The sequence below is a fragment of the Paraconexibacter sp. AEG42_29 genome, assembly GCF_040581415.1.
Taxonomy (GTDB): domain Bacteria; phylum Actinomycetota; class Thermoleophilia; order Solirubrobacterales; family Solirubrobacteraceae; genus Paraconexibacter.
Window position 1 is genome coordinate 2,629,848 of record NZ_CP114014.1, and the last position, 20,776, is coordinate 2,650,623.

The following is a 20,776-nucleotide window of genomic DNA, read 5'->3' on the forward strand; positions in this document are numbered from 1 at the left end:
CGCAGATAGGCCGCGCGGGCGCCGGGTGTTGCCGGGCGCACGGGTGGGCGGGGAGGCGGAGCTAGGCTGGCGCGTATGAGCGCGCTGATGACCACGGAGCGGGCGACCCGGACGGCGATCGGCGCCGGGGTGACGACGTTCGTGTTCGGCGCCGCGCTGGTGGCCGCCCCCGAGCGGGTCGGTCCGGTCGGGGGCCTCGTCGATCCGAAGGCCGCTCGCCTGATCGGCATCGCCGACCTCGTCCTGGTGCCGGGGCTGGTCGCGGGCCGCGCGCGCGGGCCGTGGATGGCGGCCCGTGCGGCGCTCAACGTGGCGATCGTCGCGTACGGCCGCCGCCTCGCGCGGGCCGGCACCCCGCGCATCGGCGTGGTCGCCTGCGCGGTGTCCGCGATCACCGTGGTGGACGCCGCCGCGGCCGTCGTCCTGCTGCGCGCGGAGTCCCGCGGCGCCGGCGGGTGACCAGGACACGGGCCGATCTGCCAGCGTGTCGGGCATGCGGACGAACCTCCTGATCCCCCTCTCGCCGGCCGAGGTGTCGGGCCTGACCCGGGGCCTGCCGGACGGCCCGCCGGAGCGGCTCGCCGAGCGCGCCCTGCTGCAGCTCGGCGGCCTCGGCCCGGCCGGCCGGGCCGGTCGCGTGCGGCGACGCTGCCAACTGCAGGTGTTCGCCTGCGGCCTCGGGGGCCTCTGGACCGCGCCGCTGGGGATGGCGTGCCAGCTGGTCGCGGCCGGCCGCCTGGCCGCCGTCGTGCGGCCCGACCTCCCGGACGCCGAGCGGGCCGCCTGCCTCGCGGTCGCGTTCGGCGCGGCACCGGACGCCGCGACCGCGCGGGGCCAGCAGTCCGGCGACGCCCCGCCGATCGCGCGACACCTCGCAGCTCAGGCCAAGGAGGCGGCGGCGGCGCTGCGCGGGCCGGGCGGCCTGAAGCAGGCGGCGCGCCTGCTGTGGAAGCTCCGTGCCGCCCGACGGGCGCTGCGGGCCGGGGCCTCGCGGTCGATCCCGGTGCTCGCGTGCGTCTGGGGTGCCTGGGAGGCGCGCGGGCAGCTGCGCGACCTCGAGCGCGATCTGCGCGCCTGGTCCGCTCCCGCCGCCCCGCCCGCGCCGAAGACGCTCACCGGCACCGCTTGAGCGCCTGAGCGCCGCGCCGCCCCGTCGGCCGGCCGAGTCCGGCACGATAGGCGCTGATGCTGCCTTCCTCGCGCGCCCTGTCCCTGCTCGCCGTGCTGGCCTCGGTCGTCGCCGTCACCGGCTGCGGCGGGGACGACGAAGATTCGGGCGGCGGCGGCACCACGTCCCTCAACCGCCAGGAGAGCGGGCTGGCACCGACCAAGGCCGACGGCGCGGTCCACGTCCGCATGCGGCTCGCGCAGAGCGGCAACTTCAAGTACGTCCCGCAGACCGTGACGGTCAAGAAGGGCCAGAAGATCGTCTGGACCAACCCGCAGGGCTCGACGACGCACGACGTGAAGGGTCTCGACGACGACTTCCGGTCGGACGAGCTGAAGCGGGGCGACACGTTCACGTACACGGCGGACAAGACGGGCCTGATCGACTACGAGTGCACGATCCACCCGGGGATGCTCGGCACGATCATCGTGCAGTAGCCGGCACGGTGCGGGTGGCCGGCGGCGAGGCGCCATAGTGGTCGGGATGACCGAGCGCGCCGTCCTGGGCGACATCGAGAGCCGCGCCGACTGCGAGCGCCTGGTCCGCGCCTTCTACGGCCGGGCCCTGACCGATCCGGTCATCGGCTTCATCTTCACCGACATCGCCCGGCTGGACGTGGAGGCGCATGTGCCGGTGATCGCCTCCTTCTGGGAGACGATCCTGCTCGACGCGCACTCCTACGGCGGCGGTGCGTTCCGCCCCCACGCCGAGCTGCACGCGCGCGTCGAGCTGCGGTCCGGCCACTTCGAGCGCTGGCTCGCGCTGTGGCGGACGACGGTCGACGAGCTGTTCGCGGGTGAGCGCGCCGACCTCGCGAAGTCCCACGCCCAGCGCGTCGCCGGCGCGTTCGAGCGGCGCCTGCCGCAGCGCGGCGCCGCGCCCGCCGGGGATCCGGTCGTCGGCGGGCTGCTCGTGATCGAGCCGCGCCCGCGCGGCGGCAGCTGACGCCGGGGTACGCTGGCGCCATGTCCCGACCCGGCGACCGCGGATGCGCGTGAGAGCAGCGGACCTCGTCCTGCGGCAGTCCCGCACCGCTGCCCAGCGCCGGCGTGCGGCGGCGGAACGGCGCACCCGCATGCTGGCCGGCGTCGCGATCGTGACCACCGGCGGCGTGGTCGTCGGTGAGGTGTTCCGGGTGTGGCACCGCGGCGACGCCCCGCTGCTGGCCGAGACCGATGACGTCGTCCTGGCCGCCGAGCAGGCGATCGAGCAGACCGTCGAGGTCGCGAAGGCCGGCTACCGCGGCGGCTCCACGCGCGAGAACGCGCTCATGAACCTGCTGCTGTCGTTCACGGGGACGTTCGCGGTCGTCCGCGCGTCGACGACCATCATCCGCCGGCGCGGGCGCTTCGGCCCGTTCCGCAACCTCGTGGTCGGCGACGACCACATCCACCACTTCGTCCCCGGGATCGCGACCGCGTTCATCGCGGGCGGGATCTCGATCCTGTCCCGCAACGAGAACCTCGACCCGATCCTCGCCGTGCCGTTCGGCGTCGGGGTCGCGCTGACGCTCGACGAGTCGGCGCTGCTCCTCAAGCTCGACGACGTCTACTGGACCGAGGACGGCATCGTCAGCGTCCAGATCACGCTCGCGACGCTGGGGATGCTGTCGTCGCTGGCGCTCGTCCTGCGGGTCCTGCGCCGCGGCGAGGCGGAGGTCCTGGACCCCGACCCCGTCGACGAGCCCGCGATCTGACGGCCCTGCCGGTCAGTCCGCCGACAGGCTCGTCTGGCCGGGCGCGACGCGCGGGACGACTCCGCCGGCGGTCGCTGCACCCGCGTCGGCGCCCGGTGCGGCGGCCGGCTGCAGGCGGGCCGATCGGGCCGCAACGACCTCGTGGTGCGGCACTGCGCGGCCGTCGATCGTCAGCTGGAGCTCGTTCCCGGGGCCGACGAGCGGAAGGTCATGCGTGCCGGACATCCCCGCCCAGGTTCGATGCGGGGACCGGCTTCCCTCCCTGGTGGCGCGCCGCCGCGCGCGCCGATGAGGCAGTCTTGTCGCGTGTCGACGATCACCCCCCAGGTCGAGGAGGCGGGCATCACCGCCCACGCCGTGAGCGTGGAGGCGGGCGGGCAGACGATCCTGCGCAGCGCGTCGCTGACCGTGCCGAGCGGCGGCCTCGTCGCGCTCATCGGGCCGAGCGGATCCGGAAAGTCGACGCTGATGCGGGCGATGGCGGGCGTGGTCGTCCCCAGCGGCGGTGCCGTCCGCCTCGACGGCCATCCGATCCGCGAGCGCATGACGGACGTCGGCTACGTCCCGTTCGGCACGCTGGTCCACGCCGAGCTCACCGTCCGCGAGGCACTGCGCTACGCGGCGGAGCTGCGGCTCCCCCACGCCTCGTCCGCCGAGCTCGACGCCCGCGCCGACGAGGTCATCGGCGAGCTGCAGATGGAGGACCAGGCGGACCTGCGGATCAAGCAGCTGTCCGACGGCCAGAAGCGGCGGGCCTCGTGCGGGGTCGAGCTCGTCGGCCGGCCATCCGTCCTGCTCCTCGACGAGCCCGCGACCGGCCTCGACCCCGCGCTCGAGCGGCGCATCATGCGCCTGGCCCGGCGGCTCGCCGACGAGGGTCGCGGGGTCCTGGTCGCCACCCACGCCACCAGCAGCCTCGGGCTCTGCGACACGGTCGCCGTCATGGCCCGCGGCGGGCACCTGCGCTTCGTCGGGACACCGGAGGAGCTGCTCGTCCGCTTCGGCGTCGCCAACTACGACGAGGTCTACGAGGCGCTCTCGCTCGAGGAGGAGGCCGCCGGCGGCGGGCCCGCGAACGAGGCGCCCGGCCCGTCCCTGGCCCCGCCCCGCGCCCGGGCCCCGCGCGGCGTCGCGCCGCCGCTGGCGACGCAGGCCCGCGTCCTGGCCTCGCGGTACGCGAGGTGCACCTGGCGCAGCCAGCGGACACTCGCGCTGCTCGTCGGCCAGGCGCCGGTGATCGGGATCGCCATCGGCCTCGCGATTCCGTCCGGCGCGCTCGGCGACCAGGTCCTCGGCCAGTACTACGGCGTGATGCTGTGCTTCCTGTTGCTCGTCGGCGCGGTCTGGCTCGGGCTGATCGCCTCCTGCCGGGAGATCGTCAAGGAACGGGCCATCCTGGACCGCGAGACCGCGGTCGGGGTCCGCCTCGACGCCTACCTGATCGCGAAGTGCCTGGTCCTGCTGCCGCTGGCGACCGCCCAGGTGGCGCTCCTCGTGCTGCCCGTCCTGCTGCTGCAGCCGCTCGGCCTGGGCGGCGCGGTCAACTTCCAGGTCCTGCTCATCTGCGTGATCGCCGGCTGGGCGTCGGTCACGATGGGCCTGTGGCTGTCGACGGCGGTGAAGACGAGTGACCAGGCCACGAGCTCCGTCCCGCTCGTCGCGATCCCGCAGATGCTGTTCGCGGGCGCGGTCATCCCGATCGCGTCGATGTTCGCGCCGCTCAAGTTCCTCTCGGCGCTCACGGTCTCGCGCTGGGCGCTGACCGGCCTGGGCTCCGCGCTCAGCCTCGACACGCGCCTCTCGCAGGACATCGGCACGGTCACGGGCTTCGACCCGAACTTCTACACGGTGCCGGTGCCCGTCTCCGTGGGCGTCCTGCTCGGGATGATGCTGGTGATGCTGTCCGCGGCGGGCTTCCGCCTGGACCGCGACCTCAGCCGCTGACGGCTACCCGCCGTCCCGGTCTGCGCCGTGGGGATCACCGCCGCGCTCCGCCGAGCCGAACGTCGGTTTCCCCGCGTCTGGTGACGGAGACCCGACGGTCGCCGCCGTCCGCCGGGCTTCAGCGCGAGGTCGCCTGCGTCGGTCCCACGTGCCGCCGCAGCCAGTTCACCATCGGCGTCGCCGCGTCCAGCGACTCCCGGATGTGCGCGTACGCCGCCGGCTTGTGCAGCCAGGCCGCCGGGGGCATCGTCACCGACACGGTCAGGCTGCGACGGCGCAGCAGCTCCGCCCGCGGATGGTCGGCGTCGAAGCCGCGCGGGACGCGCAGCAGGTCCGGGTCGTTGAGGGTGAGGCCGGCCGCCCGCGCGACGGCCAGGCCACGGGTGAGCGCTGCCGCCTTGCGCCCGTCGTCGATCGCGGCGCGCAGCCGCGCGACCTGGTCGGGCTTCGGGCTGTGCAGGCCCGCGGCGATCATCACGCCGTCGAGCGCCAGTTGCACGTACCAGCCACCCGCTCCCTCGTAGCCGACCGCGAGGCCGACGTGCTCCTTGAGCGGCGGACCGGGCCGGAACCGCGTGTCGTTCCAGGGCCGGAAAAGCTTGGGGGTGCCGAGGTCGCTGAGGTCGGCGCCGAGCGCGAGCGCGGGCTCGGCGCAGCTCGCGTCGTAGCGCCCGCGATTGGCCTTGAACCAGTCGCGATCGTTGTTGGCCTCGAGATCGGCGAGGAACGTCAGCGCCTCCTTCGGCCAGCCGGAGAAGGCGGGCATCCCCCTACCCTTGCGGCTCGCCGCGTCCCCGTCTAGAGGACTGGACGCAAACCGGGCGGGTCAGCCGTCGTCCAGCGCGGCCAGACCACCGCGCAGGAAGGCGAGCGCGAGGTCCAGGCGGGCGAGGATCTCCGGAAGCTCGTAGACGGCGTTGTCGACCGGATGGGTGGCGTCGAGCGCCGCCGCTGCGGTGGCGGCCACGAGCCGCGGGCGCAGGTCGTCGGCGGTCTCCCCCAGGTCGGCGGCCACCGACTCGCGGATCAGGACCTCGAAGCGGGCGAGCAGGTGGCGCTGATGCGCCAGCAGGACGGGCGTGCCCGCGACCACGTCGCGCTGGAGCTGCTTGCGGCCGGCTTCGGCCTCGAGGTCCATGACGCCGAGCATGCTGACCAGCCAGGTGCGCAGCGCGTCGAGCGTCTGCTGCCCCTCCGGCCGCTCGGCGAGCGCGATCTCCAGCGTCGAGAACAGCAGCTCGTCGTCCGGGAACATCACCTGTTCCTTGGACGGGTAGTGCGAGAAGAACGTCCGGGGCGAGACGCCGGCGCGCTCGGCGATGTCGGCGATGGTCGTGGCGTCGTAACCGCGCTCGGAGAACAGGTCCAGTGCGGCGTCGGCCAGTGCGGATCGCGTCTGTTCCCGCTTGCGCTCTCTCAGTCCCATCTGGTCACACCATAGTTGCATTCAACGCAAGATTGCAACCGGTGCAAAATTGCGTACACTGCAGAAATGCGCTCACTCGCCGCCTGGTGCCACGACCGGCACCGCCTCGTCATCGGAATCTGGATCGCCGCCGTGCTGCTCGCCGCCGGCGGGGCCGGTGCCTCGGGCGGGGGCTTCGTCGACAACTTCTCCCTGCCCGGCAGCGAATCGCAGAAAGCGGTGGACCTGCTCAAGGACAAGTTCCCGCAGGCGGCCGGCGACTCGAGCCAGATCGTCTTCAAGGCCGAATCGGGCACGCTCGCCGACCCGGCCAAGCAGAAGCGGATCGGCGAGGTGGTCAAGGAGATCTCGGCGCTTCCCAGCGTGGCCGCGGTCGTCCCGCCCGACGCCAAGACCGGCTCGGTCAGCAGGGACGGCACGATCGGCTTCGCGACGCTCGCGTTCGAGGCGCAGGCCTCCGACCTCGAGAAGAAGGACGTCGAGACGGTCATCGAGACCGCCGAGGCCGCCGCCGGCAACGGCCTCGACGTGAACCTCGGCGGATTCGCGATCAAGTTCGCGCAGCAGCAGGAGCAGTCCGCGACCGAGCTCATCGGCATCGTGGTCGCGATCATCGTGCTCGTCCTGGTGCTCGGCTCGCTCGCCGCCATGGCGATGCCGCTGATCGTGGCGATCTCCGCCCTGGCCGTCGCCATGAGCCTGGTGTTCGCGTCCTCCGCCGTCTTCGACATCGCGAGCTTCGCGCCGTCGCTGGCGGTGATGATCGCCCTCGGTGTCGGCATCGACTACGCGCTGCTGGTCATCAACCGCTTCCGCGGCGAGCGCACCCGCGGCTCGGACATCCGCGAGGCGACGCTGACCGCGATGGACAGCGCGGGCCGGACCGTGCTGTTCGCCGGCACGACCGTCGTGATCGCCCTGCTCGGGATGCTGCTGCTGGGCCTCTCGTTCCTCAACGGGCCCGCCATCGCCTCGGCCCTCGCGGTCGCGCTGACCATGTTCGGGTCCCTGACGCTGCTGCCCGCCCTGCTCGGCAGCCGGATGGGCCGCCGCGTGAAGCTCGGCTCGACAGTTGATGCCGAGGACCGCAAGCGACCGTTCGGCCGCTGGGCCCACGCCGTCCAGCGCCGGCCGCACGTCGTCGCGATCGCCTCCATCGCCCTGCTGCTGGTCGTCGCCTCCCCCATCCTCGGGATGCGCCTGGGCAGCAGCGACTCGGGCAGCGATGCCAAGGGTTCGACGACCCGCGTGGCCTACGACCAGCTCGCCGAGGGCTTCGGGGCCGGCTTCAACGGCCCGCTGCTGCTCGTCGCACAGCTCGAAAAGCCCGGCGACACGGACGCGCTGGCGCAGCTGCGGACAGCGGTCGAAGGCACGAAGAACGTGGCCGCCGTCGCCCAGCCCGTGCTCAACGGCGCGAAGGACACCGCGACCCTCACCGCCTTCCCGAGCTCCAAGCCGCAGGACGAGGCGACCGACGACCTGCTGAGCACCCTGCGGGACGACGTCATCCCCGGCGTCGAGAAGTCCGCGGGGATGCAGGTCAGCGTCGGTGGCTCCACCGCCACCACCGCCGACTTCAGCGACAAGCTCGCCGAGAAGCTCCCGCTGTTCATCGCGGTGGTCGTCGGCCTCTCGCTGCTGCTGCTCATCATCGTCTTCCGCTCGTTCGTCATCCCGCTGAAGGCCGCCGCGATGAACCTGCTCAGCGTCGGTGCGTCGCTCGGCGTCATCACGTTCGTCTTCCAGGACGGGCACCTCGCGTCCCTGATCGGCGTCGACAGCACCGGGCCGATCGAGTCGTTCTTCCCCGTCTTCCTGTTCTCCGTGGTCTTCGGCCTGTCCATGGACTACGAGGTCTTCCTCGTCAGCCGCATGCACGAGGAGTGGGAGAAGCACGGCGACGCGACTGCCGCCGTCCGCCGCGGATTGGCCCTCACCGGCAAGGTCATCATGGCCGCCGCGATCATCATGATCAGCGTCTTCGCCTCGTTCATGCTCGGCGGCGACCGCACGATCAAGCTGTTCGGGCTCGGCCTGGCGTCCGCGATCCTGTTCGACGCGTTCGTGATCCGGCTCGCGCTCGTGCCCGCCCTCATGTTCCTGTTCGGGAAGTGGAGCTGGTGGATGCCGTCGGGCCTGGAGCGGCGCCTGCCCCGGCTCTCGGTCGAGGGCCCGTCCGAGACCGCCGCCTCGGGCACCACCGCCTGACGCCAGATTCGCGGGCACGGGGTTGCCCGTGCCCGCAAAGCGGTAGAACCCGCGGATGGCCGACGACCGTCTCCCGCCCGCCGTCCGGACGCTCATCGGCGCGGGCGTCAAGCTCGCCCGCAGCACGATGTCCGGCCGGGTGGCGTTCGCCCACGCGCACGCGGTCGTCGATCCGGCGGCGGTGCCCGCCCCGATCCGGGCGCGGGTCACCAGCGAGCTGGACGAGGCCGCGGCGGCGGTCGAGCCCCTGAGCGCGAAGGCGGTCGCCAAGGCGCTGAAGGACGCCTGGGGCCGCGACCACGGCAAGGTCGTCGACGGCCTCGACCCGGCGCAGCCGCTGGCGGTCACCCCCGGCGCACAGACCCACCGCGCCCGGCTCGACGGCGAGGAGGTCGTCGTCAAGGTCCTGCGCCCGGGGCTGCGCGAGTCGATCCGCTCGGACCTCGGCCTGCTCGAGACGCTCGCCGCACCGGCACGCGCCGCGTTCCCCGCCGTCGACACCGGCGCCGTCATCCGCGAGGTGCGGGAACGGATCCTGGACGAGCTCGACCTCGAGCACGAGGCGTCGACGCAGCGGACGGTCAGCCGCGCCCTGCGAAGCAACGCGACGATCAGCGTCCCGGCGCCGGTGACCGAGCTGTGCGAGGAAGGCGTGCTGGTGACGGCCTACGTCCCCGGCCCGACGCTGGCGGGCGGGATGCCGGCCGACGCCGATGCCGGCGCGATCACCGCAGCGGTGCTGCGGGCCGCGATCGGCCTGCCGCGCACCGCGGGCATCGTGCACGCCGACCTCGAGCCCGCGAACGTGATCGTGACCGGGAAGGACACGGTCGCGCTGGTGGATCTCGGCGCCAGCCGGCGCGTCGATACCGCGCGCCTGGACCTGGGCCTCGACGCGCTGTCGGCGCTGCGCGCGGACGACAGCGCGGCGTTCGCGACTGCCGTGCTCGCCCTCGGTGTCCTGCCCGACGCCGACGCGTGCGCGAAGGCCTTCGCGCTCCTGCGGGACGTCGGCGCCCACCTGCTGACCGGCGCCGCCGTCCTGGACGCGGACGCCCTGCTGGCCCTCGGCGAGCGTGCGGAAGCGCAGCTCGACGGCGCGCTCGCCCTGGCGATGAAGGCGACGCTCGACCCGCAGGACCTGTGGGCGCTGCGCATGCTCGGCACCCTTGTGGCGACCCTGGCCCGGTTCGGCGTGGAGGCCGACTGGATCGCGCTAGCGATCGACGCCGGCCGCGAGGGCTGCTGACCGGTCCTCCGCCCCCGTGAACACCGTCGGGTAGGGCGGTCCCGACCGCTCGATCGCGGCACCGCAGCGCGCGCACTCGTCGCGGGTGGACCAGCGCGCGGCGGTGTAGGTCGGCAGCTCGCAGCGGTGGCAGCGCAACAGGGGCATGGAGGCACAACGCCCGGGCGGCCGAAAGATCACGGGAGGTTCCCGTAAGGTCCATCGTCCATGCCTGATCAGCTCCGCCCGCTCTTCGACCGCATCGTCATCAAGGAGCTCGAGCCCGACCGGATGCGCCAGTCCGGCCTGGTGGTCCCGGCCGGGACGCACGAGCCGCCGCCGCAGCACGGGATCGTCCTCGCGGTCGGTCCCGGGATCGACTGGTGGGAGAGCGCCGGCCTGCGCATGCCCGTCACCCCCGGGGACCACGTCGTCTTCCCGGCGTCGGCGGGCGCCTGGATCGAGGTGTCGGAGGAGCGGCTGCTGGTCTGCCGCGTCGGCGAGCTCCTCGGGGTCATCGAGCGCGGTGGGGACAAGCCGCGCGTCACCGAGGACCGGGACGAACGCGAGGCCTGAGCGCTCGCGCTGCTGCCCGGGGTGGTCAGGGCGCGAGGCGCTCGACAACCCACGCGCCGCCGTCCGCCCGGAACCGCAGGCGGTCGTGGAGGCGGTCGGGCCGGCCCTGCCAGAACTCGACGCTCGACGGCCGGACCCGCAGGCCGCCCCAGTGGTCGGGACGCGGGACCGGCGTGCCGGCGGGATGAGCTCGCTCGAGCTCCGCGCGGGCGGCGGTCAGGACGTCGCGCGCCGCGATGACCGTCGACTGCGGGCTGACTGCCGCGCCGAGCTGCGAGCCGTGCGGGCGGCTTGCGAAGTAGGCGTCGGACTCCGCGGCATCGACCGGGACCGCTGTTCCGCAGACCACGACCTGGCGCTGCAGGTCGACCCACGGGAAGACGAGCGAGACGGCGGGGTTCGCGGCGACCTCGCGGCCCTTGCGGGACCCGAGGTTCGTGTAGAGCACGAGCCCGCGATCGTCGAGCCCCTTCAGGAGGACCGTGCGCGCACTGGGTGCGCCCGCCGCGTCGGCCGTCGCCAGGACCATCGCGTTCGGCTCGGTCACCCCTGCGGCGACGGCATCCGCGAGCCAGCGTTCCAGCTGGGGAAGCCATCCGCCGGCGAGGTCCGCCTCGTCCAGGCCGCCACGCTCGTAGGTCCTGCGCATGTCCTGCAGGTGCGTGGTTCGTGTGGGCTCGGACACCGCGAGCCAGCATAGGCCGCGGCTGTGGCGTGGTGGTGCCGGGTGTCGTCCGGCGCCGGCCCGATACTCCTCCGCGGTCATGTCCTCGCGCGAGCTCACCCGCATCATCCTGCGGGTCGTCACGATCGTGTTGCTGTTCGCGGGGGGACTCCTCCTGCTGTGGATGCTCCGCGGCCCGATCAGCTGGATCGTGCTCGCGCTGTTCGTCGCCGTCGCCATGTCGCGGCCGGTCAACTTCCTCAGCCGCTACGTCCCGCGCGGCGCCGCGATCGCGGTCAGCTACCTGGCGCTGGTCGCCGTCCCGTTCGCGATCGCCGCGGCGATCATCCCGCCGATCGTCGACGGCGCGAACGACCTCGCCAAGGAGGCGCCCGGGTACGTCAGCGACCTGCAGGACTCCGTCAACAAGAACGAGCAGCTGAAGGACCTCGACGAGCAGTACGGCATCACCGAGAAGCTCGAGGAGGAGGCGGCGAAGCTGCCGAACAAGCTCGGCGACGCGGCCGGCGTCCTCAAGGACGTCGGGATCGGCGTCATCAACTCGATCTTCGCGGCGTTCACGATCCTCGTGCTGAGCATCTTCATGGTCGCGCGCGGACAGACCTGGGTGCAGGCCGCCCTACGCGCGATACCCGACGAACGCAGACGGGTGCGCGTGCAGCGCGCCCTGGACACGTCCGCCGGCGCCGTCGGCAACTACGTCGGCGGCATCCTGGTGCAGGTCACCATCGCCGGCGTGTCGACCTGGATCGTGCTGACGATCCTCGGTGTGCCGTTCGCCGCGCCGCTCGCGGTCCTGACCGCGTTCTTCGATGCGATTCCGCTGATCGGCGCCACGCTTGCGGCGATCGTCATCGGGGTCATCACGCTGTTCTTCGACTTCCCGGGCACGACGATCGCCTGGGTGATCTGGGCGGTCATCTACCAGCAGATCGAGAACTACCTCATCCAGCCGCGGATCCAGGCGCGGGCGGTCGACGTGCAGCCGTTCGTGGTCCTCGTGTCCGTGCTCTTCGGCTCGTCCCTGTTCGGGATCGCCGGCGCGCTGCTCGCGATCCCGGTGGCGGCGTCGCTCCAGATCGGCATCCGCGAGTACCTGCACTACCGCGCGGAGGTCCGCGAGAGCGGGATCCTGACCGGCGCCGGCCCGCCGGGGTCGGGGCCGCTCATCCCGCGGGTCCCGCCCGACGCGCCGTCGTCCGGCGTGATCAGTCCATGAGCGCGAGCGGCAGGCCGCCGGTCGCCTCGCCCCGGACCGTCACGATGCGCCGGCCGGGCTGCACCGCCTGACGCACGGCCCCGGCGCGCTCGCCGAGCAGCGCGACCGCGGCGTCGAGGTCGCCGACCAGGACGGTGAGGCCCCAGAGCGTCGCCGGCCCTGCGCCGGCGCCCTGGAGGGGTCCGACGACCTCGACGATCGCCTCCCCGTGCCGGAAGAAGCCCTGCCGCAGCGCACGGCTGCCCGTTCCGGCGGTGCGCTCGTGCCGCAGCTGCATCCCGACAGCCTTCAGCGCGGCGAACGTCCGCTCGGTGTCCGGGGTGCTGACCACGACGTGATCTAGCGTGGCCGCGGTGTTCGCGTGGTTCGCCGCGGGCCCGGGGGGTCTCGTCCGTCCAGCGTGTGGGGATCCCGTCCACGGCATCCGGGGCGGCGGATCCCGGCGCGGTGCGCAGGACCCAGGCACCGAGCAGCGATGGGCTGGGGGCGGCGCCGTCGACCGCCGGAGCGGGCGCTGCTGCGGGCGGGGTCAGGCGAACCGCGGTCGCGCCGATCCGGCTGATTCCGTCGCCGTCCACGGTGAACCCGAGGCCCGTCCAGGCGCCGGGGGCCATTGCGAGGTCGACGGCGGCGACGGCGGGTCCGGGCACGCTGCGGATGCTACGCGCCGCGCCGGGCGAGGACCCGCGCCGGTGCTCTCATGACCGAGCGTCAGCGCGCACGGTCCGGGCGCCCTCAGGCCCGGCGGCCGTTCTACGACGCGTCGTAGAAGTCGAGCGTGGCCGTGGCGTGGCGCCGGGCGCGCCACCACAGGTACGTGACCCAGCCCGCCAGCGCGACGAAGGCGAGGCCGAGCCCGAGGTTGCCGGCGGTCGTCGCCTCCTCGTCGGGGGCCGCGACGAACGCGAGCGCTGCGAGCCAGCACGCGACCGCCCGGGCGGCGAGCGGCGTGCGGACCAGGATGCGCCACCACCACGGGCGGAAGCCCGCCGGCCCGGCGGACTCCCACGCCGAGCGCTGCCGCGCCCGCCGGTTGAGCAGGCGGCGGACCTCGGGCGGGAAGTGCGACAGGCGCCGGACGCGGGCGCCGCCCACGGCGACCAGGGTCGCGGCGCCGATCGCGACGCTCGGCACGCTCGTGGCCGACAGCAGCGTGATCACGAGGATCAGCAGCATCACGGGGAGCGTGGCCAGGCCCCACGCCGCGCCGCGGACGTAGCGCAGCATGTCCTGCTGGATCGTCTCGTCGCGGACGTTGGCGCGCGCGGCGAGCTGCAGGAGCTCGGCGGCGTCGGCTGGACGTCCGCGCGCGGCGAGCGTCTCGCCGAGGGTGCTCAGGGCGTTGCTGTCCTGCGGATCGAGGGCCAGCGCGGCGCGCAGCGCCTGCTCGGCGGCCGCGTAGCGTCCGCTGCGGTGCAGCACCACGCCGAGCGACAGGTGGACGAAGGCGTCGTCGGGCGCCAGGCCCACGGCGCCGATCGCGCGTTCGACGGCGTCGTCGTCGTTGCCCTTGCCGGCGTCGAGCTGCGCGAGCAGGGCGTGCGCACGGGCGCGGTCAGGGCCCAGGCGCACCGCCTCGATCGCCCACGCCCGGGCCGCGTCGAAGTCACCCGCCCCGTTCTCGATGACGGCGAGCAGCAGCGCCGCGTCGGACGACTCGGGGTCCGCCTGCAGGGCCAGCCCCGCGGCGGACCCCGCGGCGTCCCAGCGCTCGGCCGCGATGTGCGCCCGGGCGGCCAGCAGGTGCGCGACCGGGTTGTGCGGGTCCTGGCCGAGGGCCTGGTGGATCAGGACGAGCGCCTCGTCCGGCCGGTGGACGTCCAGCAGGGCGCCCGCCCGCGCGAGCAGCGCTCCCGTGCTCATCGCGCCGGCCCCGGGTGCGTCACGCGAGGCGGTGCTTGCGGATGTACGCGAGCAGCCCGTCGTACTCCCCGCCGTCGTTCGCGAAGGCGGCGAAGTTGTAGGCGAGCTTGAACCACGGCGCGGTCGACGGACGCGTCTCGGCGATCGCCGCGTCGAGGTCGGACTGGCGCACCGGCCGCATCGTGCCGCTCGCCATCGCGTCCTCCATCACGTTCGCGGTCGCCGTCCGGCAGACGAGCGCGACGTCCGCGCCCGAGAAGCCGTCCGTCCGCTTCGCGAGGCGCTGCACGTCCACGCCGTCGACCGGCCGGTCGCGCAGGTGCAGCGAGAAGATGGCCGCGCGCGCCTCGGCGTCCGGCGGCAGCACGAGCACGCTGCGGTCGAAGCGTCCGGGCCGGCGCAGCGCGGAGTCGACGTCCCACGGGTGGTTGGTCGCGGCGAGGACGAAGACGCCGTCGTCCTGGCTGTCCATGCCGTCCATCTCGGACAGCAGCTGGTTCACGACGTTGCGCCCGGCGCCGCCCTTCAGCTGGCCGCGCTTCTGCCCGAGGGCGTCGACCTCGTCGAAGAACAGCACGCACGGCGCGTGGCGGCGGGCGTAGCCGAAGGCCTCGTGGAGCTTGCGTTCGCTCTCCCCCAGCCAGAGGTCGAGCACATCCTGCAGCCCGATCGAGACGAACTGCGCGCCGAGCTCCCCGGCGACCGCCCGCGCGAGCAGCGTCTTGCCGCAGCCGGGCGGCCCGTAGAGCATGAGCCCGCCGCCGAGCGACGCGCCGTAGTGGGCCGTGAGGTCGGGGTGCCGCAGCGGACCCAGGAACGAGCGCTCGAGCTCGCGCTTGACGTCGGTCATGCCGCCCACGTCGGCGAGCGTGACGTCGCTCGCCCGCTCGACGAACAACCCGCCGCTGTCGTTCGGCGCGTCCTCGTCCGGTGATTCCGGGTCCGCGGGGTCCCGGTCCTCCTCGTCGCCGCGGGCGCTGATCCGCGCCGGGCCGCGCGGGCCGGTCCCCGGTCGCTGCCGGCCGCCCCCGGCGCGACCGCCGCCCGTCCCGCCCGCCAGCGCGTCGCGCAGCTGGGCGTAGCCGGCGGCGACGTCGTCCTGCCCGTTCGCGCTCGCGGCCCGGGCGGCCACGCCGAGCGCCGGGGCGTCCGCGGGCGACGCGGCCAGGACGGCGCGGGCGTGCAGCAGCGCCTCCTCCGCCTCGCCCTGCGCGAGGAGCGCCTCGGCGAGCTGGACGCGGACGGGAGCGTTCTGCGGGGCGGCCTCGACGGCGGCGCGCAGGGCGTCCACGAGCGGATCGGTCACGGGCTGAACCCTACGACAGCGCGACGGCGCCGTCGGCCATTCCGGCCTTCGATGCGAGCCGCGCGTACGCACCACCACGGGCGACGAGCTCGTCGTGCGTGCCCCGCTCGACGATCTGCCCCTTGTCCATGACCACGATCTGGTCGGCGTCGCGGACCGTGGACAGGCGGTGGGCGATCGCGATCGTCGTCCGCCCCGACGCGAGCTGGTCTAGGGCCTCCTGCACGGCTCGCTCGGTCTCGTTGTCCAGGGCGCTGGTGGCCTCGTCGAGCAGCAGGACGGGCGGGTTGCGCAGGACGGTGCGGGCGATCGCGATGCGCTGCTTCTCGCCGCCGCTGAAGCGATAGCCGCGCTCGCCGACGACGGTGTCGTAGCCGTCCGGGAGCCGGCTGATCTGCTCGTGGATGCTCGCGGCCCGGGCGGCGGCGACCAGCTCGTCGTCCGTCGCGTCGGGCTTGGCGAAGCGCAGGTTCTCGGCGATCGTCGCGTGGAAGAGGTAGGTCTCCTGCGAGACCAGGCCGACCGTCGCCGCCAGCGAGGCGAACGACAGGTCGCGCACGTCGACGCCGTCGATGGCGACCGTGCCCGACGACGCGTCGTAGAGGCGCGCGGCCAGGTAGCCGAGCGTCGTCTTGCCCGAGCCGGTCTCCCCCACGATCGCCGTGGTGGTCCCGGCCGGGATGTCGAGGGTCACGCACGCAAGCGTCGGGTGCTCGGCCTCCTCGTCATAGGCGAACGTCACGTCGCTGAAGCGGATGTCGCCCCGGACGGCGGCGGGGTCGAGGACGACCGGGTCGGCGCGCTCGTCGATGTCGACCTCGAGGTCGAGGTACTCGAAGATCCGGGTGAACAGCGCGAGCGACGTCTGCATGTCGATCCCGACGCTGAGCAGCGACTGGATCGGGAACAGCACGCGGGTCTGCAGCTGGGTGAACGCGACGAGCGTCCCGATCGAGATCGCGTCCGAGCCGCCCGCCAGGGACTGCCCCGCGAACCAGTAGACCAACGCCGGCATGATCGCGAAGCTCATCTGGACGGTGGCCATGCGCCAGCGGCCGGCCATCCGCGAGCGGACCTCGAGGTCGGCCAGCTCGCGGCTCTCGCGGGTGAACCGCTCGGCCAGCTCGTCCGACCGGCCCATGGTCTTCCCGAGCAGGATCCCGCTGACCGAGAGCGACTCCTGGACGAGCGAGCTCATGTCCGCCAGGCGTCCCTGCTTCTGCGAGGTGATGCGCTTGCGCTCGTTGCCGACCCGGCGCGTGAGCGCGACGAAGAACGGCAGCAGGACGAGGGTGAAGGCCGCGAGCCGCCAGTCCAGGATGACCATCGCGATCACGACGGCCAGCACGGTCGTGACGTTGGAGACGATCGAGGTGGCGGTCGACGTGACGACGTTCTGCACGCCGCCGATGTCGTTGGCGATCCGCGACTGCACCTCGCCGGTGCGCGTGCGGGTGAAGAACGCGAGCGACAGGCGCTGCAGGTGCCGGTAGACCGCGGCGCGCAGGTCGTGCATCACGCGCTGGCCGACGACGTTCGAGAGGTACGTCTGCGCGACGCCCAGGACGCCGCTCAGGATCGCCGCCACGACCATGCCCGCAACGAGCAGCGTCAGGAGGCCGGTGTCGTTCTGCGGGATTGCGGTGTCGAGCACGCCGCGCAGCAGGAACGGCGAGGCCATGCCGATCGCGGCGGAGATGGCGATGAGGACCAGGACGCTGGTCAGCGTCCGCCGGTGCGGGCGGAACAGCCGCATGACCCGCCGCACCTCACCGGGCGGTGCGGGGGTGTCGTGGACCGCGAGCGGGTCGGGGGTGGCGGGGCCGTTGCGCACTGACGTGAGTCTACCAACTATTAGTTGAGATCCTCAATCGTTCGCGTGCGCCACGGTCCTCAACGGTTGTGCTTGCGTGCCTGCCGCTGCGCCTTCGCCTTCTTGCGGTTCTTCGCCTTGCTCTGCGCCTTCCGTGCACCGGCCGGGGAGGGCTTGTGGGCGCCCTCGAGCTCGGCCTCGGACACCGGTGCCTTGCGCTTGGCGTCGCCGACGATCGCGACCCCGATGCCGGTGAGGAGCGCGATGCCGGCCAGGAAGATGAGCACCTCCTGCCAGCGCTCGAGGCCGTCGTCCGTCGTCGTCGTGCTCGTCGACGTGGAGGTCTGGAGCGTCGACGTGTCGACCGGGGCGGGCGGCAGTGGCGTGAAGGGGTTCGCGCCCTGGGCGCCGGCCACGCCGGCGCAGGCACCGGTCGTCAGCAAGGCGAGGCAGCCGACGACGAGGATCCGGGACAGGAGAGAGCGCATCGCCGGCGGAATCTACCGGCCGCCCGTGCCGTCACGTGGTCCCGACGCTCGCTAGATTCACGGCATGGCCAAGCAACGGCAGGTTCGGATGGAGCAGCGCGGGGCCCTGGCCGCGATGCAGGCGCTCGAGACCAAGAGCGACGACGAGCTCCTGCGCGAGACCCGCTTCAAGGCCGCGGCCCAGGCGATCCTCGGCGCGCGTGCCGCCGAGCGCTACGACGCGGACGCCGCCCGCACCCACTTCCGCACCGCGATCGCGGCCGCGCGTCCCCAGGAGCGACTGCAGCTGCAGCGGATGGCGAACGCCTCGCTGGCCCTCGCCGAGCGCCGCCCCGACGATCTCAAGCGCGCCGTCCAGGCCCTCGGCCAGGAGGCGCCGTCCAACCGGCAGCTGTTCCTCCTGCGCGTCATGGGCCTGCTCGCGCCGCCGAAGAACGCCTCGACGGCGATCAAGGCGCGGAGCTTCGCGCTGATCCTCGCGATCGTCGTCGGCCTGCTCCTGATCGGCCTCGGACTCGTCCTGCTCATCTCGCTGCCGTTCGGCGGCGGGGTCGGCATCGGGGGCGGCCTGATCCTCGGCTTCTTCCTCGTCATCCTGATCCTCGCCGTCCTCGCCTTCTGGGGCCGCCGCAAGCAACGCAAGGCGCTCGCGGCGCGCGGGACGGCCAAGGTCAAATAGCCGCGGGCTAGCCTGAACCGCGATGTGCGGTCGCTACTCCCTGGCGGGGCCGAACCCCGCGAACCTCCGCGAGCGCTTCGCGCTGGGTGACGAGGTGCCGGTCCGCCGGCGCTGGAACGTCGCGCCCGGCGACGACATCCTCGCCGTGACGACGAGCCGCGAGGGCGAGCGGCGGCCCGACATCCTGCGCTGGGGGTTCGTCCCGTTCTGGGCGAAGGACCCGAAGGTCGGGTACAAGATGATCAACGCCCGTTCGGAGACCGCGGCCGAGAAGCCCGCCTTCCGTGACGCCCTCTCCCGCCGGCGCTGCCTGATCCTGGCCGACGGCTTCTACGAGTGGCAGCCGCGCGCTGGCCAGAAGAAGAAGCAGCCGTTCTGGATCACGCGGGCCGACGGGGAGCCGTTCGCGTTCGCCGGGCTCTGGGGCACCTGGCACGCGCCCGACGACTCGGTCCTGCGCAGCTGCACGATCATCACGACGGCGGCCAACGACCGCCTGACCGCGATCCACGACCGCATGCCGGTGATGCTCCCGTCCGCCCATGAGGAGGCGCTGTGGCTGGACGCGTCCACCCCGGCGCCGCTCGTGCAGGCGCTGATGGCGACGCTGCCGTCGTCGGCGGTGACCGCGCGCGAGGTGGGCTACGCGGTCAGCGACGCGCGCCACGACGAGCCCGATTGCCTGGACCCACCGCTGCCCCCGGCCGAGACGGCGGAGCCGACGCTCTTCTGAGGGAGCTTCGACGAGGGTGACGGTGACGGGCGTCGGCTCTGGGCGAGGCTGACCGCCCGGCCGTGCCCCGGACGCGCGGAGGATTTGGGGGGTATGCCCCGCCGCATCCTCCGCGGACCCGAGCGCGCCGCTCATCCCGCCCCGGTCCGCCGCCCGCCCCACGCCCCGCACCCGAGACCCCGCAGCCTCCCAGCGCTCTCCGCCGTCTGCAGGCCGCAGTTCCCAGAGCCGCCACCAGAATCCGGTCCTCGGCGTCAGCGCCACCGACCCCCGACGATCAGGCCTTCGGCGTCCGCGCCACCAACCGGCACGAACGCGAGCATCACCGCCCGTCCAGCGCTGGCTACGGACGCGCCGCCACAAGGCAGCGTCAGAGGCCCGGCGGGATGTGGTCGGGGCGGCTGATGCCCTCCTCGACCGCGGCGGCGCGCACAGCTTCCGCGACCGCCGTGTGCACCGACTGCTCCAGGACGTCCGGCACGAGCTCCCCGTCGGGCGCCAGTGCCGCGATCGCCCACGCCGCCGCGAGCTTCATCTTCGTCGAGATGAACGGCGCTCCCGCCAGCAGCGCGCCGCGGAAGATGCCCGGGTAGCCCAGGACGTTGTTCACCGAGCGTCCGTCGGCCGCGAACGCCGCACCGGCCGCGAGCGCGATGTCCGGGTCGATCTCGGCGACCGGGTTGGTCAGCGCGAGCATCACGCTGTCCTTCTTCACCTGCTCGGGCTTGATCAGCCCGGCGCGCCCCGTCGTCGCGACGACCACGTCCGCCTGGTCGAGCAGCTCGTCCATGCTCACGATCTCGATGCCGTGGGCGCGCGCACGGGCGTGGCTGCCCTCGTCGGGGTCGTAGGCGATGACGCGGGCGGCGCCGCCGTCGTGCATGAGGGACGCGATCCCGAAGCCCGCCGCACCCAGGCCGATCTGGCCGACGACCGCGGCGTCCAGCCGGCGGTCGACGTGCCGGCAGGCGGCGATCGCGGCCGCCACGGTCACGACGGCGGTGCCGTGGACGTCGTCGTGCATCACCGGCTGCGGCAGCGCGGCCAGCAGCCGGCGCTCGATCTCGAAGCACGACGGCGCGCTGATGTCCTCCAGGTGGATGCCCGCGAAGCCGCCCGCGATCCGCAGGACGGTCTCCACGAACTCGTCCTCGTCCTTCGTGTCGATCAGGATCGGCATCGCGTTGATGCCCGCGAACTGCTTGTAGAAGAGCGCCTTGCCCTCCATCACCGGCATCGCCGCACGCGGCCCGATGTCCCCCAGCCCCAGGACGCGGGTGCCGTTCGTGCAGACGGCGACCGTCGTGCCGATCATCGTGTAGCGGGACGCCAGCGAGTCGTCGTGGGCGATCGCGGTGCACACACGCGCCACGCCCGGGGTGTAGACGTCGCGCATCTGCTGCGGGGTCGTGACGGGGACGACCGGGTCGATGCGCAGCTTGCCGCCCTCGTGCCGCAGGAACGCGCGGTCCAGGTGCCACAGCACGCTGACCCCGTCGATCGCGTCGAGGTCCTTCGCGAGCGCGGCCGCCGCGGTCAGGTCCGGCATCTCCACCGTGAGCTCGCGCTCGGTGCGCTCGCGGCCCAGGTGAATCGTGAGGATGTCGCCGATCAGCCCGTTGTGGGTCGAGATGACCCCCGTGACGCGGGACAGCTGCCCCGGCCGGTGCGGGATCTGCATGCGGTAGGTGACGTCGAGCACGGCCGGGACGCTATTCGTCCCCCGGCCGCGATGTCCGGC

General features: G+C 73.4%; 23 protein-coding genes. 12 read left to right on the plus strand and 11 right to left on the minus strand.

Annotated elements, in window-relative coordinates:
* Nucleotides 1-75 precede the first annotated feature (75 nt).
* The 5 genes from DSM112329_RS12680 to DSM112329_RS12700 are packed head-to-tail and all read left to right on the plus strand — an operon-like array spanning nt 76 to nt 2,864.
* The gene (locus DSM112329_RS12680; protein ID WP_354702185.1) at nt 76-459 is read left to right on the plus strand and encodes a hypothetical protein; all 384 of its coding nucleotides are present in this window, start codon (nt 76-78) and stop codon (nt 457-459) included.
* A 34-nt stretch (nt 460-493) separates the two neighbouring features.
* On the plus strand, nt 494-1,129 hold the full coding sequence (locus tag DSM112329_RS12685) for a hypothetical protein (protein WP_354702186.1): 636 nt from the start codon (nt 494-496) through the stop codon (nt 1,127-1,129).
* 56 nt (nt 1,130-1,185) lie between these two features.
* Nucleotides 1,186-1,605 (plus strand): plastocyanin/azurin family copper-binding protein, encoded by a 420-nt coding sequence (locus tag DSM112329_RS12690; RefSeq protein WP_354702187.1) that lies wholly within the window; start codon nt 1,186-1,188, stop codon nt 1,603-1,605.
* Nucleotides 1,606-1,651: 46 nt separating this feature from the next.
* Nucleotides 1,652-2,113 carry a group III truncated hemoglobin gene (locus DSM112329_RS12695; protein WP_354702188.1) on the plus strand — a complete coding sequence of 154 codons (462 nt, stop codon included), beginning with the start codon at nt 1,652-1,654 and terminating at the stop codon, nt 2,111-2,113.
* Nucleotides 2,114-2,156: 43 nt separating this feature from the next.
* Nucleotides 2,157-2,864: a hypothetical protein gene (locus DSM112329_RS12700; protein ID WP_354702189.1), complete on the plus strand. Its 708-nt coding sequence runs from the start codon at nt 2,157-2,159 to the stop codon at nt 2,862-2,864.
* A gap of 12 nt (nt 2,865-2,876) precedes the next feature.
* On the opposite strand, the gene DSM112329_RS12705 is transcribed toward DSM112329_RS12700, so the two are convergent.
* A complete protein-coding gene (locus tag DSM112329_RS12705) occupies nt 2,877-3,089 on the minus strand; it encodes a hypothetical protein (protein WP_354702190.1) in 213 nt (70 codons plus the stop codon).
* Between the two features lie 81 nt (nt 3,090-3,170).
* Here DSM112329_RS12705 and DSM112329_RS12710 point away from each other — a divergent pair, with 81 nt between their 5' ends.
* Nucleotides 3,171-4,808, plus strand: a complete 1,638-nt coding sequence (locus tag DSM112329_RS12710; protein WP_354702191.1) for an ATP-binding cassette domain-containing protein — start codon at nt 3,171-3,173, stop codon at nt 4,806-4,808.
* Between the two features lie 118 nt (nt 4,809-4,926).
* Here the strand turns inward: DSM112329_RS12710 and DSM112329_RS12715 are convergent, their stop codons facing one another.
* Both DSM112329_RS12715 and DSM112329_RS12720 read right to left on the minus strand, forming a co-directional pair.
* The gene (locus tag DSM112329_RS12715) at nt 4,927-5,574 is read right to left on the minus strand and encodes a DUF2461 domain-containing protein (protein WP_354702192.1); all 648 of its coding nucleotides are present in this window, start codon (nt 5,572-5,574) and stop codon (nt 4,927-4,929) included.
* Between the two features lie 60 nt (nt 5,575-5,634).
* On the minus strand, nt 5,635-6,234 hold the full coding sequence (locus tag DSM112329_RS12720) for a helix-turn-helix domain-containing protein (RefSeq protein WP_354702193.1): 600 nt from the start codon (nt 6,232-6,234) through the stop codon (nt 5,635-5,637).
* A 66-nt stretch (nt 6,235-6,300) separates the two neighbouring features.
* Between DSM112329_RS12720 and DSM112329_RS12725 the strand changes: the two genes are divergently transcribed.
* Nucleotides 6,301-8,445, plus strand: coding sequence for an MMPL family transporter (locus DSM112329_RS12725; protein WP_354702194.1), 2,145 nt, complete (start codon nt 6,301-6,303; stop codon nt 8,443-8,445).
* Nucleotides 8,446-8,500: 55 nt separating this feature from the next.
* Nucleotides 8,501-9,694, plus strand: a complete 1,194-nt coding sequence (locus DSM112329_RS12730; RefSeq protein WP_354702195.1) for an AarF/UbiB family protein — start codon at nt 8,501-8,503, stop codon at nt 9,692-9,694.
* On the opposite strand, the gene DSM112329_RS12735 is transcribed toward DSM112329_RS12730, so the two are convergent.
* Nucleotides 9,662-9,841: a hypothetical protein gene (locus tag DSM112329_RS12735; protein WP_354702196.1), complete on the minus strand. Its 180-nt coding sequence runs from the start codon at nt 9,839-9,841 to the stop codon at nt 9,662-9,664. The two genes, DSM112329_RS12730 and DSM112329_RS12735, sit on opposite strands and share 33 nt — an antisense overlap.
* A gap of 60 nt (nt 9,842-9,901) precedes the next feature.
* Between DSM112329_RS12735 and DSM112329_RS12740 the strand changes: the two genes are divergently transcribed.
* Nucleotides 9,902-10,249 carry a co-chaperone GroES gene (locus DSM112329_RS12740; RefSeq protein ID WP_354702197.1) on the plus strand — a complete coding sequence of 116 codons (348 nt, stop codon included), beginning with the start codon at nt 9,902-9,904 and terminating at the stop codon, nt 10,247-10,249.
* A gap of 25 nt (nt 10,250-10,274) precedes the next feature.
* Here the strand turns inward: DSM112329_RS12740 and pdxH are convergent, their stop codons facing one another.
* Entirely contained in the window at nt 10,275-10,934 is a 660-nt protein-coding gene (gene pdxH / locus DSM112329_RS12745; protein ID WP_354702198.1) for a pyridoxamine 5'-phosphate oxidase, read from the minus strand.
* Nucleotides 10,935-11,013: 79 nt separating this feature from the next.
* On the opposite strand from pdxH, the gene DSM112329_RS12750 reads away from it, so the two are divergent.
* On the plus strand, nt 11,014-12,153 hold the full coding sequence (locus tag DSM112329_RS12750) for an AI-2E family transporter (RefSeq protein WP_354702199.1): 1,140 nt from the start codon (nt 11,014-11,016) through the stop codon (nt 12,151-12,153).
* Here the strand turns inward: DSM112329_RS12750 and DSM112329_RS12755 are convergent.
* From DSM112329_RS12755 to DSM112329_RS12775, 5 genes are all read right to left on the minus strand, one after another.
* Complete coding sequence (locus DSM112329_RS12755; protein ID WP_354702200.1) at nt 12,143-12,484, minus strand: hypothetical protein; 342 nt, start codon at nt 12,482-12,484, stop codon at nt 12,143-12,145. The two genes, DSM112329_RS12750 and DSM112329_RS12755, sit on opposite strands and share 11 nt — an antisense overlap.
* A gap of 422 nt (nt 12,485-12,906) precedes the next feature.
* Nucleotides 12,907-14,016 (minus strand): tetratricopeptide repeat protein, encoded by a 1,110-nt coding sequence (locus tag DSM112329_RS12760; protein WP_354702201.1) that lies wholly within the window; start codon nt 14,014-14,016, stop codon nt 12,907-12,909.
* Nucleotides 14,017-14,035: 19 nt separating this feature from the next.
* A complete protein-coding gene (locus DSM112329_RS12765; protein WP_354702202.1) occupies nt 14,036-15,322 on the minus strand; it encodes an AAA family ATPase in 1,287 nt (428 codons plus the stop codon).
* 10 nt (nt 15,323-15,332) lie between these two features.
* Nucleotides 15,333-17,078, minus strand: a complete 1,746-nt coding sequence (locus DSM112329_RS12770; RefSeq protein WP_354702477.1) for an ABC transporter ATP-binding protein — start codon at nt 17,076-17,078, stop codon at nt 15,333-15,335.
* A gap of 137 nt (nt 17,079-17,215) precedes the next feature.
* Complete coding sequence (locus DSM112329_RS12775; protein ID WP_354702203.1) at nt 17,216-17,623, minus strand: hypothetical protein; 408 nt, start codon at nt 17,621-17,623, stop codon at nt 17,216-17,218.
* Between the two features lie 64 nt (nt 17,624-17,687).
* Between DSM112329_RS12775 and DSM112329_RS12780 the strand changes: the two genes are divergently transcribed.
* Together DSM112329_RS12780 and DSM112329_RS12785 are read left to right on the plus strand one after the other, a co-directional pair.
* Nucleotides 17,688-18,302 (plus strand): hypothetical protein, encoded by a 615-nt coding sequence (locus DSM112329_RS12780; protein WP_354702204.1) that lies wholly within the window; start codon nt 17,688-17,690, stop codon nt 18,300-18,302.
* A gap of 22 nt (nt 18,303-18,324) precedes the next feature.
* Complete coding sequence (locus DSM112329_RS12785) at nt 18,325-19,035, plus strand: SOS response-associated peptidase (protein ID WP_354702205.1); 711 nt, start codon at nt 18,325-18,327, stop codon at nt 19,033-19,035.
* A 370-nt stretch (nt 19,036-19,405) separates the two neighbouring features.
* Here the strand turns inward: DSM112329_RS12785 and DSM112329_RS12790 are convergent, their stop codons facing one another.
* Nucleotides 19,406-20,737 (minus strand): NAD(P)-dependent oxidoreductase, encoded by a 1,332-nt coding sequence (locus DSM112329_RS12790; RefSeq protein WP_354702206.1) that lies wholly within the window; start codon nt 20,735-20,737, stop codon nt 19,406-19,408.
* Nucleotides 20,738-20,776 lie beyond the last annotated feature (39 nt).